This window comes from Pontibacter litorisediminis, from assembly GCF_029360645.1.
Lineage (GTDB): Bacteria > Bacteroidota > Bacteroidia > Cytophagales > Hymenobacteraceae > Pontibacter > Pontibacter litorisediminis.
Genome location: NZ_JARDUA010000004.1, coordinates 72,988 through 86,923 on the forward strand (window position 1 = coordinate 72,988; position 13,936 = coordinate 86,923).

At 54.3% G+C, this 13,936-nt stretch carries 13 protein-coding genes; 1 reads left to right on the forward strand and 12 read right to left on the reverse strand.

From position 1 onward, the window contains the following. Window positions 1-87: 87 nt before the first annotated feature. From PXG97_RS13775 to PXG97_RS13820, 10 genes are all read right to left on the reverse strand, one after another. Entirely contained in the window at window positions 88-1,908 is a 1,821-nt protein-coding gene (locus tag PXG97_RS13775; protein WP_276498340.1) for a tetratricopeptide repeat protein, read from the reverse strand. 181 nt (window positions 1,909-2,089) lie between these two features. Further along, window positions 2,090-4,201, reverse strand: a complete 2,112-nt coding sequence (locus PXG97_RS13780; protein WP_276498341.1) for a peptidylprolyl isomerase — start codon at window positions 4,199-4,201, stop codon at window positions 2,090-2,092. Window positions 4,202-4,276: 75 nt separating this feature from the next. Then, window positions 4,277-5,578, reverse strand: a complete 1,302-nt coding sequence (locus PXG97_RS13785) for a hemolysin family protein (RefSeq protein ID WP_276498342.1) — start codon at window positions 5,576-5,578, stop codon at window positions 4,277-4,279. A 22-nt stretch (window positions 5,579-5,600) separates the two neighbouring features. Further along, window positions 5,601-5,774, reverse strand: coding sequence for a hypothetical protein (locus tag PXG97_RS13790; protein ID WP_276498343.1), 174 nt, complete (start codon window positions 5,772-5,774; stop codon window positions 5,601-5,603). After that, the gene (gene lptC, locus PXG97_RS13795) at window positions 5,771-6,310 is read right to left on the reverse strand and encodes an LPS export ABC transporter periplasmic protein LptC (protein WP_276498344.1); all 540 of its coding nucleotides are present in this window, start codon (window positions 6,308-6,310) and stop codon (window positions 5,771-5,773) included. Before lptC ends, PXG97_RS13790 begins: the two co-directional genes overlap by 4 nt. Window positions 6,311-6,434: 124 nt before the next feature. Beyond that, entirely contained in the window at window positions 6,435-7,748 is a 1,314-nt protein-coding gene (gene bamG, locus PXG97_RS13800; RefSeq protein ID WP_276498345.1) for a BamG family beta-barrel-assembly machinery protein, read from the reverse strand. Then, window positions 7,741-8,460, reverse strand: a complete 720-nt coding sequence (locus PXG97_RS13805) for a type III pantothenate kinase (RefSeq protein ID WP_276498346.1) — start codon at window positions 8,458-8,460, stop codon at window positions 7,741-7,743. Before PXG97_RS13805 ends, bamG begins: the two co-directional genes overlap by 8 nt. 6 nt (window positions 8,461-8,466) lie before the next feature. Next, window positions 8,467-10,083, reverse strand: a complete 1,617-nt coding sequence (locus tag PXG97_RS13810; protein ID WP_276498347.1) for a pseudouridine synthase — start codon at window positions 10,081-10,083, stop codon at window positions 8,467-8,469. Window positions 10,084-10,182: 99 nt separating this feature from the next. Beyond that, window positions 10,183-10,746: an SMC-Scp complex subunit ScpB gene (gene scpB / locus PXG97_RS13815; RefSeq protein WP_276498348.1), complete on the reverse strand. Its 564-nt coding sequence runs from the start codon at window positions 10,744-10,746 to the stop codon at window positions 10,183-10,185. Between the two features lie 11 nt (window positions 10,747-10,757). Next, on the reverse strand, window positions 10,758-11,147 hold the full coding sequence (locus PXG97_RS13820) for a TraR/DksA family transcriptional regulator (protein WP_140620472.1): 390 nt from the start codon (window positions 11,145-11,147) through the stop codon (window positions 10,758-10,760). Window positions 11,148-11,484: 337 nt separating this feature from the next. Between PXG97_RS13820 and PXG97_RS13825 the strand changes: the two genes are divergently transcribed. Beyond that, entirely contained in the window at window positions 11,485-12,081 is a 597-nt protein-coding gene (locus tag PXG97_RS13825; RefSeq protein WP_276498349.1) for a DUF3575 domain-containing protein, read from the forward strand. Between the two features lie 455 nt (window positions 12,082-12,536). On the opposite strand, the gene ribH is transcribed toward PXG97_RS13825, so the two are convergent. Beyond that, window positions 12,537-13,013, reverse strand: coding sequence for a 6,7-dimethyl-8-ribityllumazine synthase (gene ribH, locus PXG97_RS13830; RefSeq protein ID WP_276498350.1), 477 nt, complete (start codon window positions 13,011-13,013; stop codon window positions 12,537-12,539). A 163-nt stretch (window positions 13,014-13,176) separates the two neighbouring features. Next, window positions 13,177-13,896, reverse strand: a complete 720-nt coding sequence (locus PXG97_RS13835; protein ID WP_276498351.1) for a tetratricopeptide repeat protein — start codon at window positions 13,894-13,896, stop codon at window positions 13,177-13,179. Window positions 13,897-13,936: the final 40 nt, after the last annotated feature.

Here is a 13,936-nt window from a genome sequence, read left to right on the forward strand (position 1 = left end):
TATAAAAATTATTCGCTGGACCTGGTCATGTACGGGTTCTTTATACTTTTTATACTTATCCTTTTCATCTTCTTCTCCTAAACAAACCTAGTTTAGCTTATCGCCGCGCAGGTTGCGGAAGCGCTTGCGTGCCTCTGCCGCGTATACGCTGCCTTTGTGCTTCACCAGCAGCTCGTTGTACAGTTGCTGCGCCTTCTCCTTGTCGTGCAGGCTCTCCTCGTAGATATAGGCCATACGGTACAGCGCGTCATCGCTCAGGATGTCGTACTGCGGGTTGCTTACAATCTTCTGCAGGCTCTCCACCGCCAGGTTAAACTCCCCCATCCGCTCATACAGGTTCGCCTTCTGAAAGTATATCTCATCCGTTAGGCTGTGGCCAGGATACTTTTGCAGCAGCCCGTCCAGCGCCGCCAGGGCCTCCTGCATCTTATTCTGGAAGATGAGCAGGTCTATGGCCGCATACGCTTCCATGGCCACGGTGGAGGTATCCAAGCCGGTGTTGTCGGTGATAAGCAGGCTCAGGTCCATGGCGTCGTTGGCGATTTCCCGGCTGGTGGCCATCTTCAGGATATCCAGGTGCGCCTGCGCCAGCTCAAAGTCACCTTTATAGTAGTTCAGGCGGGCGTTGCGCAACTTGGCCTCGTGCCCTACCGGTGTCTCCTTGTGCGATTTCTCCACCTGCGAGTACAGCAAGGTGCTCTCCCACGGCTCCCCTTTCAGCAGGTAAATATCCCCCAGCGTCAGCTTACTGTCGGCCACCAGCGTGGGGTTAGCCCGTGGCGTGTTGATGGCCTCCTGCAGCAAGGCAATGGCTTTCTCCTTATCATCCAGGTGAAAGGCGTACAAACCGGCCATATGCTGCAGCACCTCCACCGTCTCCGGCCTGCGGCCCACTTCGCTCAGCAGCGCCTCATACTCTGCTATCAGCGCCTGTATCTTCGCCTTATCTACCGGAAACGTGTTCTCTACCTGCTCTTCCCGGGCGTTGATCAGCCGCTGGCGCGCCACCAGGTAGTAGGGGCCGTCCGGGTATTCCTCCACGATGTACTGGAACGCCTCAATAGCCCCCTCGTAATCGTTGTTCTTCAGGCTGATCGTGCCCAGCTCCATCACGCGTGTACCGCCGCTACGGGTGCGCTTGTCCACGGCACGGGCCTGCAACAGAGCGCTGTAAAAGTCTTTGCGCTGGATGTAGAGCCAGATGAGCATCTCGCTGTAGGCCAGCTTATCCGGGTTCTGCTGCACGCGCAGAATCAACTCCTTCTCCAGCAGATCATAGTTCTCCTCCTCTTTCAGGCTATTCTGCAGGCGGCTCTGCACATAGCCCAGCTCGCTCTCGTTTTCCTGCAGCAGGTTCAGCACCTCTGGTATCAGCTTATCGTTCTTCTGGCGGTAGGCGTATAAGGCAATCAGTGGGCGGGTATAGGCGGTTTGGTCGTTGCCGAGCTGCCGCCCGCGCAGGTAGGCTTTCTCGGCATAATCGAACAACTCGTGCTGCATAAAGGCATTGGCCACCACAATCACGGCTTCCGGGCTCATACTTTGCAACAGCTTGTCATATTGCTTCTCGGCCGCTGGTTTGCTGCCCGAAGCCTCATACACGCGCCCCAGGTCCACCTCGTAGGCCGGGTTGTCCGGGTAGCGCTTGATGGTCTTCTTCACCAGCTTCTCGGCCTCCTTATAGTTGCGCTGCGCCAGCAGCGTTTGCAGGTAATCAGGGTACACGGCATGGAAAAGCCGCTCGTTGTTGACCAGCCTGCCGTACAGCTCCTCTGCCTTGGCGTAGTCGCCCTGGCTAAGGTACTGCCGTGCCAGCTCCAGGTCCTGCTGCTGCTGTGCCTTGGCCAACGGGGCCGTCAGCAGCACCATCAGCGAGAGCAGTAAAGTATAAAGTATGTTTCTGTGCATAGTTCTTATAAAACGATAAGCCCGCATCTGCTTGTATGCCTCTCTTCCTTAACTATGAATATACAGAATCAGTTTGGTTTAGGGATTGATTTCTGCCCAATTAAGCCTGGCCCTACCTTGCAGCACAAAAAAGAGCCACTCTTTTGGGGAGTGGCTCTTTGTATAAAGTATACCGGTTGGCTTAGAAGAAGCGCACGCGGTTGTCTTTGATGTCGGCTTTCTCTCTAATCGCCTCAAACGCCTGCGTCTCGGCACGGCCCGTGCGTGTGGTCAGAATCTGCTGCTTCACGTTAGAGAAGTCGTCAATTTCCGGCGCAGGGTTCAGGTTTGTCAGCTCTACTATCATCACGCCGGCCTCACCCTCGAACGGAGCTGTGCGGCCGCCCGGCTTCAGGCCAAAGGCCTTACCCACTGCCACTGGCTCTACACCCACACCCGGGATAGAGGCGGAAGCGAAAGTTACGTTATCAGCGCTTCTAACAACAGCACCCGCACCGTAGGCAGCGGCGATCTGGTCCAAGGAGCCTTTCTGGCCCTGCAGTTTCTCAATGATTTGCTTTGCCTTCAGCTCATCACGCACGGCGTCGGTGATCTCGTTGCGCACATCCTCATCACTGATAGAGGCATAGCCTTTCTCACGCTGGCCTGTAAGGGTGGCCACCACGAATTGATCGTTGATCTCGAAAACCGGCGACACATCGCCTACCTCGGTGTCTTTAGCATAAGCCCAACGCACCAACTCCCGGGCACTGGAAAGGTTGTTTACCAGCACCTGGTTTTTACCGATGTTGGCAGCCGTCTCTTTTACCAGCGAACCGTTGGCCTCTACGTTCTTGCGGAATTCCTCTGTGCTGCCGCTAGTACCGGCCAGCTCATCGGCTACGGCGTAGGCAGCGTCGCGGGTAGTCTCGCTAGGCTCAATGGTGCGCTCGATGGCAGCTATCTTATAAGACTCTTTTGTTTTAGGCTCTGTCACTTTGATGATGTGGTAGCCATACTCTGTCTCTACAGGGTTTGGCAGCAGGCCTGTGCCGTTGAAGGCGAAAACAGCCTTCTCGAACGCTGGCACCATCTGCCCTTCCGGGAACCAGCCCAGGTCACCGCCACGGGAGGCAGTACCGTCTGAGCCGTACTGGGCAGCCATCTGAGCAAAGTCAGCACCATTCTTGATCTGTGTCAGCACGTCCTGCGCCTTAGCCTTTGCGGCGGCTTTGGCCTCCGGTGTGTCGTTCTCCGGGCGGATCAGGATGTGGCTTGCTTTTACAGCGCTTTTCTCAGCTGTCTTGGCATCGGTTACCTTGAACAGGGCCACGGTATTGTTGTTCGTGTACGGGCCGTATACTTTGCCTTCCTGCAGCGGCAGTTGCTTACGCAGCTCCTCTGGCAGCTCGCCCGGCGTTACGTATGTACCGTTGAAAGGAATATCAGAGTTAGCGTTAACGAAGGCAGAGTCGTTTGCAGCGTTGGCGAACTGCTCAGTGATAGTGGCAATCTCCTGGCTGTAGTACGTGCTGTCTTCCTTCGAGGCCGTAACAGGGATGGTTACAAACTCGATGGTGCGGCCATCCTCTACTTTATAAAGTTCTTTATGGCGCTCATAGTAGTCCTTCAACTGGGCATCTGTTACCGAAACAGCCGAGTCAGAGACAGTGCCGTATTCCACGAAAAGCACCTTCAGGCCGGCAGCGGCGTTCTGTGCCTGGTAGAAGCTCTTGGCCTCAGCACCCGTAACGTAAACTGTTTTGCCGATCAGGTTGGCATACTTGCTCTGCAGGCGGTCTTCTGCGATGCTTTGCTCAAAGCCTACCCACATGTTGCGCGTGCCGGTCTGGTCCAGGTTCTGCAGGTACTGCAGCACCTGGTTGCGGTCAAACTCGCCCGTCTGCGGGTTCGCAAAAGCCTGCATCACGGCTGGATGTATATTGTTGCCCTGCACCATGTCGGCCAGTTCTTCGTCTGTTACTTCAAGGCCCAGGCGGTCATACTCCTTCTCCAGGACAATCTTAAAGATCAGCTGATTCCAAGCCTGCTCGCGCAGCATAGCCAATTCGGCTTCTGAGGCGGCACGGCCCACGCGGCCTTCATAATCGGCCTTTACCTGCTGCAGCACACTGTCGAACTCCTGGTAGTCAATCTCCTCACCGGCTATCTCGCCTATTGTATTTGCATTATTGCCTAGCAGCCTTGAGTTTGGCCCCAGCAGGTCGCCGCCTACCACAAATACACCAAGCCCGATGGCAATGGCGCCTACAGCCCAACCAGACTTCTCTCTAATCTTGTTAATTAATGCCATTCTTTATGTAACTTATAAAAGGATTGTGCAAAATAAGGTTAATCAGGCTAAAATTCAAAATTTTTATCTTGCTGTTTAGCCTTTGGCATCTGGCTGAAACTCTGTGTTTTTTACCAGCTTCACGGCATCGATGCGGTTCTCGTCCATGGTGAGCACGGTAATGGTAAAGGGCGGAACCTCCACTTTGTCGCCCGGCATCGGGATCTCCCCAAAGGCAGAGAAGAACAGCCCGCCCAGTGTTTCGTAGTCGCCCTCGGGCAGGTCCAGCTCATACTTCTCGTTGAGGTAGTCTATCTCGTGGCGCGCGCTCAGGATGTACATGCCTTTATCAGGTACAACCTGTTCCAGCAAGCCTTCGTTCACATCGTACTCATCTTGTATCTCCCCCAGGATCTCCTCAATCACGTCCTCCACGGTAACGATGCCGGAGGTGCCGCCGAACTCATCCACCACCACGGCCACACTGCGGTGCTCGGCCACAAACCGCACGAACAGCTCGCTGGCCAGCATACTCTCGGGCACCATGCTTACCGGCGCCAGCACCTCCTGTATGCTTTGCGGCTGCCGGAACATGTCCAGCTGGTGGCAGTAGCCGATGATGTTATCGATGCTCTCCTCGTAGACCAGGATCTTGGAGTGCCCCGTTTTGATGAAAGCCTCCCGCAGCGCCTCCAGCGGCTCGCTCACCTCCACGGCCTCTATCTCGGTGCGGGGCACCATGCACTCGCGCACCTTCACGGTCTTAAACTCCAAGGCGTTATGGAAGATCTCGGTGTCTACCTCCGGTGCCTGCTCATGCTCTGGGTGGTACAGGCGGTTCTTGATGAAAGCGTTCAGGTCAGTGAAACCGAATACCGGTTTGTCCTCTGAGAACTCTATCTTAAATACTTTCTCGGCTACCCACTTGCTCAGGCCCACAATCAGCACCACCACCGGCCACAGCAGGTAGTACAGCACCATGAACGGAATGGCCATGGCCTGCAGCAGCTTGTTTGGGTTAATGGCAGCCAGGCTGCGCGGCAGGAACTCCGCAGTGAACAGCACCACCACCGAGGCGATGAAGACCTGAAGTATAAGTATAAGCAGGCCGCTCTGCAGCGGGTCGGGCAGGTAAACGGAGAGCAGCTGGTGCGACACGCTGGCGATGCCGAAGCCATACAGCACCAGCGCCAGGGTGTTGCCGATCAGGGTGGTGCCCATGAGGCGGGCGGGGTGCTGCAGCAGGTGCCACAGAATGCGGCCCGAGAGCACGCCATTTTTATCGCTTAGCTCTATCTGGATCTTGTTGGCCGCCATAAAGGCCATCTCAATGCCGGAGAAGAAGGCTGAGAACAGCAGGGCCACGCATAAAAGTATGATCTGACTGGGGTCTACCATCGTTTACAGGACACAAACTACCTTAGGCGCTGTCTTTCTTTTTCGCATAGTTGTAGAGGATGTAGAACACAAAGCCGATCATGAAGATCCAGTAGTTACCGGCTATGTCCTCTTCCACGATGCTGCGGTGCACGCCTATCACCATGGCCACAAAGGCCAGCGACAACAGAATTATGTAAAGGAGCCTTCGGTTCATTCTTCGCTGAAATTAAATTTACCCGTCACCTGCTTGATTGCGTAACGCGACATATCCTGCTTGGCCGTCAGGCCCTTCCCTGTCAGTATCTCCTCGGGCGTGGTGATCTTCACGAACTTATCGGTATAGATCTGGGCTTTGCCGCGGTTCCAGTACAGTTCCTCGGTCTCCAGCTTCTCCTGTTTCTTCAGGTTGTCCACCACCACGTTGCCGCGGGCATAGTACAGGCTCTTGCGTGGGTCCTGCTTGCCGTAGTTGCCGCGCAGCGTAGACTCCAACTTGCCGTCTTTGTCATAAAACTCCACATAGAAACCCTCTGGAAACACGCCGTCGCCGCTCTCGAACTCCTGCTGCACCGGTGCCTGCAGCTTTATCAGCAGCTTAGCTGAGTCGCTGTAGAGGGTGGTCACGTCGTGGTTCTCTATGGTCGGGCCGGTGTAGCGCTCCTCCTCATCCGGGTCCTTGATTTCCCGTTTGCAGCCAAAGCCTGCCAAGGTAAGCGCCAGTGCCAGCATCATAAGTAATGCGTGTCGCATCGGTGTAGTATACTTCGGTTTCTGTGAAGGTAGCAATTTTTATGCTTTATGTGTTTTGGCAGCCATGTATCATAAAAAAGGCCGCTCCAAGAACGGCCTTTATGCTTTAGCTACACTTGTTCTTCTACTCTATGCGGCGCTTCAGGAACCAGCGGCTGTTCACGGTAAAGCCTAAGCCAAACTGCAAGTAGTTCTCCTGAATAAGGCCGCTGTCTGTGGTGCCGCGCTGGCCATAGCCTAATGATACGTTTAACAAATAAAGATCATAGATGGTGCCACGGCCCAGCGGGAAAGTGAAGCCTGTGGTAACACCCACATCCTTGATATCCTCACCGTTCAGGCGGAACTGCGTGTCGTTGTAGTACAGGCCGCCGCGGTAGGTGATGCGCTTGAAGTAGCTGTCGATGGCGTTGGCGTTCGGCGTGTACTCGGCCCCCAAGGCAACTTTATAGCTGTCCTTCAGGTTGTTGTTGTCTCCATTAAAGCCCTTGTACTTCGACCATTCGTTTCTGCTGTAGTCTGCCGCCACAGTCAGGTTGCTGCCGTTGTCCAGGCTGATGCCCGCCCGCCAGTTGGCCGGCACATGTATAGAGCTGCTAAGGGTGTCTTCGACAGAAATAAGCGCGCTGCCGTCGAAGCTAGGCAGTGGGTCCCCGTCCGGGCCACGGCGCTCATAAGAGATATCGCGCTCAGCATCCAGGTCCGCCGCAAAAGCGTACACACCGCCTACGCTCAGGTGCAGCTTGTCCTTCAGCTTCTGCCTGTAGTTAATGCCTGCACGGTAGATAAAGTCTCTGTACGTGGTGCGGTCCACGCGTGTAACGCTCACCACGCTGGCACTTGCCTGCTCCGGATCCTGCACCGTGCTGCCGACCTCGGCAGTGGTGTTGCCGAAGATGTACGAGGCGCTACCACCAATGGTAAGCCCGCTGAACAGCCTGATGCCATGCGCAAAGTATACCTCCGAAAGCCCGCCCTCACCATAGTAACGGCGCAGGATGCTGGCCTGCGGATTGCCCTCTACCTCAGAGGTAGCGTTTATCTCATAGTTTACTGTAGAGAACGGACGCAAGCCTACCGCGGTGCTCCAGCGCCTGGAGATGGGGATGGCCAGCGACAGGTTGTAGAGGTTAGCGTTGCCGTCTAGCTGCGACGCCTGCTGGCTCTTCACGTTTTTGAACTGCCCTGCCCCGCTGAAGTCGAAGTTGGTGATGCTATTGTAGTATAGCAGCGCCGGGTTGGACGTGTTGGGCTGAAAGCTGTTGCCGGCGCTGATGCCTGCCCCTGCCATGCCGGCCCCGCGGATGCTGCCGTAGTTTTCGTTGACATCACCCAGGCCATAGCGTGAGTAGGGTGTATTGCCGATAAGCTGCGCCTGCGCCGTGTGCACAAAGCACATCGCCGCGAAGCCTATCAGTACTCGGAGTGTCTTATACATTATGTGTCAATATTCTGTGAAGCCCGATCAAGACCAATTCAGGAATTACAAAGATGCGTCCTTTTAACTTACTTTCAAAAAATCCTGCATCGCCCCCGCAAAGTATAACCACTAAATCGGCAGCTTTTTCGGTATAAGATTGGATCAGGCCGTTGAGTTCGGCCACGCTACCAGCTAAAACGCCACTCAGAATCGACTCCTGCGTGCTCTGCCCCGTCAGCGGAAAATTTTCGTCGATTTGCTCTACTAACGGCAGGCGCTGGGTAAAAGTATGAAGGGCCTTAAATTTCATCCGGAGTCCCGGCGCTATGCCCCCGCCCTGGTACTGCCCCTGCGCGTCCACATAATCATGGGTGATGCAGGTACCGGCGTCGAACACCAGGCAGTTGCGCCCTGGGAACAGGAAGTTTGCCCCCACGGCTGCGGCTATGCGGTCGGCACCGAGGGTTTGCGGGGTTTTATAACGGTTTATAACAGGCAAGGCTGCCTGCGGGGTCAGCTCCAGTAGCTTACCCGTCACAGACAGCCTCTCCTTTATACTTTGCGCGCTTACGCCTACCGAGGCAACAATGGCATTGTCAAAGGTCTGGTTTAGCAGTGCTGGCGGCAGGTTGTCCTGCCCCTCAAAGTAACCCTGCTCCACCAGGGCACCCTCCTCGAAGATGCCATACTTTGTGCCGGTGTTCCCGATATCAATAGCGGCGTTACGCATGTTGTCCTACATGAAGTATTTCAGCTGGATAACTTCTTTCTCGGTAAGGTAACGCCATTCGCCGCGCGGCAGGTCTTTTTTGGTAAGGCCCGCATACTGCACACGGTCCAGGGCTACCACGTCATAGCCCAGGTGCTCGAAAATGCGGCGCACGATGCGGTTGCGGCCAATGTGGATCTCCAGCCCCAGGAACTTGTTTGACTCGCCCAGCAGCGCCACGTCATCCACCTCAGCCTTGCCGTCCTCTAGTTCCACACCTTCGGCCACTTTCACAAAGTCTGCCTTTGTGATTGGTTTGTCCAGCTCTACCTGGTAGATCTTTTTGATGTTGTTGGACGGGTGCGTCAGCTTCTGCGCCACCTCACCGTCGTTGGTGAAGAGCAGCAGGCCTGTAGTGTTGCGGTCCAGGCGGCCCACCGGAAAGATGCGCTCCTTCGAGGCATTGGCCACCAGGCTCATCACCGTTTTGCGGCCTTCCGGATCATCGGTCGTGGTCAGGAAGTCCTTTGGCTTGTTCAGCAGCACGTACACCATCTTCTCGCGGCTCAGGAGCTGTTTGCCGTAGTACACGTTGTCGGTAGGCTGTACTTTATAGCCCATCTCCGTGATCACCTCGCCATTCACTTTGATCTCTCCTGATTCGATCAGCACGTCGGCCTCACGGCGGGAGCACACGCCGGCGTTCGCGATGTAGCGGTTCAGGCGGATCGTGCCGTCGTTTTCCTCCTCTTCGCGGTTGCTCTTTTTGATGCGTGGGTTGTTCTTATAGCGGCTCAGGTTGTAGTCCGGTGTCTTTGGCTCTTCCTCGCTGCCGCGGAAGCGGTCATTAGAGCGGCCTCTTGGGCTAAAGCTCTTAGCACCTCTTTCGCCTCTGTCTTCACGGAAGCCGCGCTTCTCGCCAAACGAAGGCTTGCTGTCGCGGCTAAAGCGGCGCTCACCACGCTCGTCTCCGCCTCTGCGGTCGTCGCGACGGTCGGAGTTAAAGCTGCGGCGCTCGCCATCCTCACGTCTTGGGCGGTCGCTGCTAAAAGAACGGCGCTCGCCGCCCTCTCTTCTGTCGCCACCGAACGAGCGTCTCTCGCCTCCTTCGCGGCGATCTCCACCTCCACGGCGGTCGTCTCGTCTGTCGGAGTTGAAGCTTCTTCTGTCGCTATCGCGTCTTTCTGGCCTGTCTGAGTTGAACGAGCGGCGTTCTGTACGCTCTCCTCCCTCTCTTCTGTCACCATATGATCTGCGCTCTCCGCCTTCACGGTTCGGGCGGTCGCTGCTGAAGCTGCGTCTTTCCCCGCCTTCGCGGCGCTGGCCGCCCTCTCTCCTGTCGGAGTTGAAAGAGCGACGCTCTCCGCCTTCTCTTCTATCGCCATAAGCGCGTCTTTCGCCACCCTCACGACGGTCTCCGTTGAACGGCTTACGGTCGCCGTCTCTTCTATCTTGTCTGTCTCCGAACGAGCGGCGCTCTCCGCGCCCTTCTCTTCCTTCGTCAGGTCTTTCGTATTTGTCTCTTCTGTTAAAGATTTTCTTGCCTTCGCGGTCGTTACTCGGTCTGTCAGAGCGGCTTCTGTCAGCACCTCTTCTGCCTGCGCCAGCGTTGTCGCGGTCAGGTCTTTCGTTATAATTTGCCATTGCTAAATAGTTATCGATGCAGTATCGCTACTGTACCTTTGGTTGTGCAGTAATAATGGAATTAGTAAAACTATAGTTCAATACGGATGCGGGCGCGGATTAATCGGCGGCTTCGCCAATGGTGTTCTCTTCGATGGCGAAATCTTTTAGCTGCGGAAGGTCTTTGATGTGGTTGATGCCGAAGTAATCCATGAACTTTTGCGACGTGCCGTAGAGCACCGGGCGCCCAATGGTGTCGGCTTTGCCTTTTATCTCGATCAGTTCTTTCTCCAGCAGCCGCTGTACGGCATAATCGCAGCCCACGCCGCGAATCTGCTCCATCTGGCTTCTGGTGATCGGTTGCTTATAGGCGATAATGGCCAGCGTCTCCAAAGCAGACGCTGACAATTTCTTCTTCGATTTATGTTTCAGATAAGTGCTGACCGTATCCTGGTACTCCGGCTTGGTCAGGAACTGGTAGCCGCCCCCGATCGCGTAAATCTGAAAGGCGAAGCCTTGCTCCTGCAGTCGCTCGTTGATGGCCTCCACGGCCTCCAGCACATCGCTCACCAGTATCTCCTCCATCCCGAGCGACTCCTGTAGGCAGCGCTGGATCTCCTCGATGCTGATAGGCGACTGGGCACAGAAGACCAGGGCCTGAATATGGTTCTGCAGTATATCCAAGAGTAAAAGTTCTAGTCGTTACGCTGAAGTTTTGCTTCGATAGAATGCTGTGTATGCGGCACGGCACGCAGTCTTTCCTTAGGTATCAGCTTGCCTGTTACGATGCAAACACCGTAGGTGCCGTTTTTGATCCGGATCAGGGCATTTTCCAACTGCTGGATGAACTTCATCTGGCGGGAGGCCAACTGGTTCAAGCTCTCTTTCTCGGCAGTGTCAGCACCGTCTTCCAGCATTTTAGATGGAGAGGCTGTGTTATCCGTGCCGGAGTCATTACGGCGGCTCAGTGTCTCCTTGATGAAGGCTACCTCTTTGCGCGCGTTCGTCAGCTTCTCCTGGATGATCTCCTCAAATTCAGCAAGCTCTTCTCTGGAATAGCGCTGCTTTTCTTCGTTTGTATTCATTATATTGTCTTGAACTGTGAAATAGCTTTTAACCCTTTGATCTTTTCTGTGTTAAAGACCAAAAACGCCATATGCGTCATAACATCGGACGCACATTTATAGTTTACTTTCTTTAAACTAAGGAAATCCTAGCCAAAAACCTTTGTTTCAATATGGTAGACTGCTAAAATTGCTGCAAAAATAAGAGTATTCTTTATACTTTACTATTTAAGCTTATTATTTAGACCTTTTTTCTTCCTCGCCATCACTATAATTTGTGCTGCCCCGAAATGGAACGATAGTTGCAGTGCGCTGCTATAGCCTTGTAGCATTCACAAAACAAGCTTATACTTACCTTATGAAGAAATTTACCATACTACTCTCCGCCATACTTTTGTGTGCAGCCGTATCTACTGCCTCCGCACAGGTGCGCCGCCCGGCAGCAGAGCCCTCACGCACAGTCGTGCTGAAAGCTAACGTGCTAAGCCCTTTTGTGCTGACGGCCTCCGGCTTTGTGGAGGTTGCCTTTGCCCCGCATATGAGCGCTCAGTTAGGAGCCTTCACCACCGGCGCCTCCTACAAGGATGTTGAGTTTAGCGGCTACGGCTTCACCCCCGAAGTCCGCTACTACCTTTCCGACACCAAAGAGGCGCCCAGAGGGGTGTATGTGGCTGGCTATGGCCGGATCCTGAACTATAAATTAACAGTGGATGACAAAGAGGAGGCCAAAACGTATGAGGCCACTTATAAACCAATAGGTGCCGGTATAGCTGCCGGCAACCAGTGGATCTTTAACAGCGGCATCTCGGTAGATATTTTTATGGGCCTGGGCGTAAACGGCGGTAGCCTGAAAGTAAAGACAGGCACAGAAGATGACTTTGACTTGGGCTTCCTGAACCTGGTTGGCAGCGGTGTTCGCTTCCGTCCTGGTTTAACAGTCGGATATAGCTTCTAAGCATCGGTGAACGCATGCAAAAGCCCGCTTCTGTTCAGAGGCGGGCTTTTGCTTTTATGTCCTGTTTATGACTGGCGCTTTCCTGGCGCAGGTGTCCGCTTGTGCCTTTCTTAGCCGCTGCTTTCTGCAACTGGACACAAGTTATCCTTATTAGCTGCTGCTCATCCACTGCCTTACATCCAACATGTTTCATAGTATGCTTTGGCTCCCTCCAGGCCGGGAGGCCTCGTCCTGGGGGTAGGGGCCCTCGAAAAAGCCAAGGAGGGGTAGGGGTGGCTGGACCCGGTGCTGCAGATTTCCCTCCTCTAGACTAGCCAAAACGAGAGCTTTGAGCTAGCGAGCGTAGCTCAAATGAGAGATTGCTGGATTGCTAAAAACTCCTCCCTCCAGGATGGGCTAGGGTAATTTCGCTTAGTGTCGCAAACACCCCTTGCCCTTTCCCTGCTTCTCGATACCTAAAAGCTAAGCATGCTTATAGCTGCTGCAGCGGCTTCCACGCCTTTGTTGCCGTGCTTGCCCCCTGCCCTGTCCAAGGCCTGCTCCAGGTTGTTGGTCGTCACCAGGCCAAACGATACGGGCTTGTTGAACTTTAGGGCAACGTTCGTGAGGCCGTTAGCCACGGCGTTATTGATGTAGTCGTCGTGCTTGGTATCGCCTTTGATAACTACTCCAATGCAGATCACGGCATCAATCTCCTCCTGCATTGCCAGAAATTGTGCCCCCAGCGTTAGCTCAAAGCTGCCTGGCACGGTATTGATAAAGATGTTGTCCTTTTTGGCGCCATGCTTCAGGAGCGTATCTACGGCACCCTGGCAAAGTACGCTGGTAATATCGTCGTGCCACTCGGCCACGACAATGCCAAAGGTCTTCTCTGCGATATTCGTAAACTTTTCCTGGCTGTACTCGCTCAGGTTCTTTAATGCTGTAGCCATACTTTCGTTGGTTATTCGTTATTCTTCGATAATTAATTAGCCTAAACAAGGCGCTACAGGTGCTTCACAACAAGCTTCTGTGCCTTGGGTAGGCAAAATACCAATAAAAAAGCGCTTCTGCTGAATGAGCAGAAGCGCTTTTTTAACATCGGCATGCGCCTGTTTATTCTTTAGTTGTTCCCCCTGCCAGCATTTCGGCACGGGCCATAAACTTCTTAGCGTCTGTAACCTCGGCAGAAGCCGCATAATCCTTGATGATCTGGTCGTATACTTCAGCGGCAGCGCCGTAGTTGTTACCGGCCTCGTAAGCTATACCGGCCTTCATCAGGTACTGCGGTGAGAAAAACTCATTAGCGTTATGGTTCGCGGCTTTTTTGTACTGCTCCGCAGCCTCGTTGTGCTTGCCCTGCTCTAGCAACGCATCGCCTGTCAGGCTGTAGGCGCGGGCCTGCAGCAGGTAGTCGTCAGACTCAAAGTCCTGCAGGTGCTCGGCGGCCTCTGCAAACTGGCCCTGCTTCAGCAACGCCACACCAGCGTAAAGGTTAGCCAGGTTACCGGCTTCCGTACCACTGTACTCGTCCGCTATTTCCAGCAGGCCAGAGTTCTGGCCGTCACCGTTCAAGGCTTTGCTCAGCGAGTCGGCCTCGAAGTAGTACACTGCCTGGAACATGGCGTTCTGCGCCTCCACGTTCTGCGTGCTGCGATAGTTATAGTACAGGAAACCGCCCACAATAACAGCAGCGATGGCGATAAATACTCCCAGCAGCTTCGATTTGTTTTTCTTCACAAAGTCCTCTGAGCCATACAAGCGGTTCGCCAGTGCATCAGGGTTCTCAACCAGCTCCTCAAACTCGCTGTGGTTTTTAACTGTTTCTTTTGCCATCAGTGTGTTAATGAATTATAACTTCAAAAGTATGAATTAA

Coding starts and splice junctions, on each gene's coding strand:
- lptC (WP_276498344.1), bottom strand. CDS start 6,310: ATGCGACACGCATTACTTATGATGCTGGCACTGGCGCTTACCTTGGCA.
- PXG97_RS13825 (WP_276498349.1), top strand. CDS start 11,485: ATGAAGAAATTTACCATACTACTCTCCGCCATACTTTTGTGTGCAGCC.
- PXG97_RS13785 (WP_276498342.1), bottom strand. CDS start 5,578: ATGGTAGACCCCAGTCAGATCATACTTTTATGCGTGGCCCTGCTGTTC.
- PXG97_RS13780 (WP_276498341.1), bottom strand. CDS start 4,201: ATGGCATTAATTAACAAGATTAGAGAGAAGTCTGGTTGGGCTGTAGGC.
- bamG (WP_276498345.1), bottom strand. CDS start 7,748: ATGTATAAGACACTCCGAGTACTGATAGGCTTCGCGGCGATGTGCTTT.
- PXG97_RS13775 (WP_276498340.1), bottom strand. CDS start 1,908: ATGCACAGAAACATACTTTATACTTTACTGCTCTCGCTGATGGTGCTG.
- PXG97_RS13790 (WP_276498343.1), bottom strand. CDS start 5,774: ATGAACCGAAGGCTCCTTTACATAATTCTGTTGTCGCTGGCCTTTGTG.
- PXG97_RS13820 (WP_140620472.1), bottom strand. CDS start 11,147: ATGAATACAAACGAAGAAAAGCAGCGCTATTCCAGAGAAGAGCTTGCT.
- PXG97_RS13835 (WP_276498351.1), bottom strand. CDS start 13,896: ATGGCAAAAGAAACAGTTAAAAACCACAGCGAGTTTGAGGAGCTGGTT.
- PXG97_RS13805 (WP_276498346.1), bottom strand. CDS start 8,460: ATGCGTAACGCCGCTATTGATATCGGGAACACCGGCACAAAGTATGGC.
- ribH (WP_276498350.1), bottom strand. CDS start 13,013: ATGGCTACAGCATTAAAGAACCTGAGCGAGTACAGCCAGGAAAAGTTT.
- PXG97_RS13810 (WP_276498347.1), bottom strand. CDS start 10,083: ATGGCAAATTATAACGAAAGACCTGACCGCGACAACGCTGGCGCAGGC.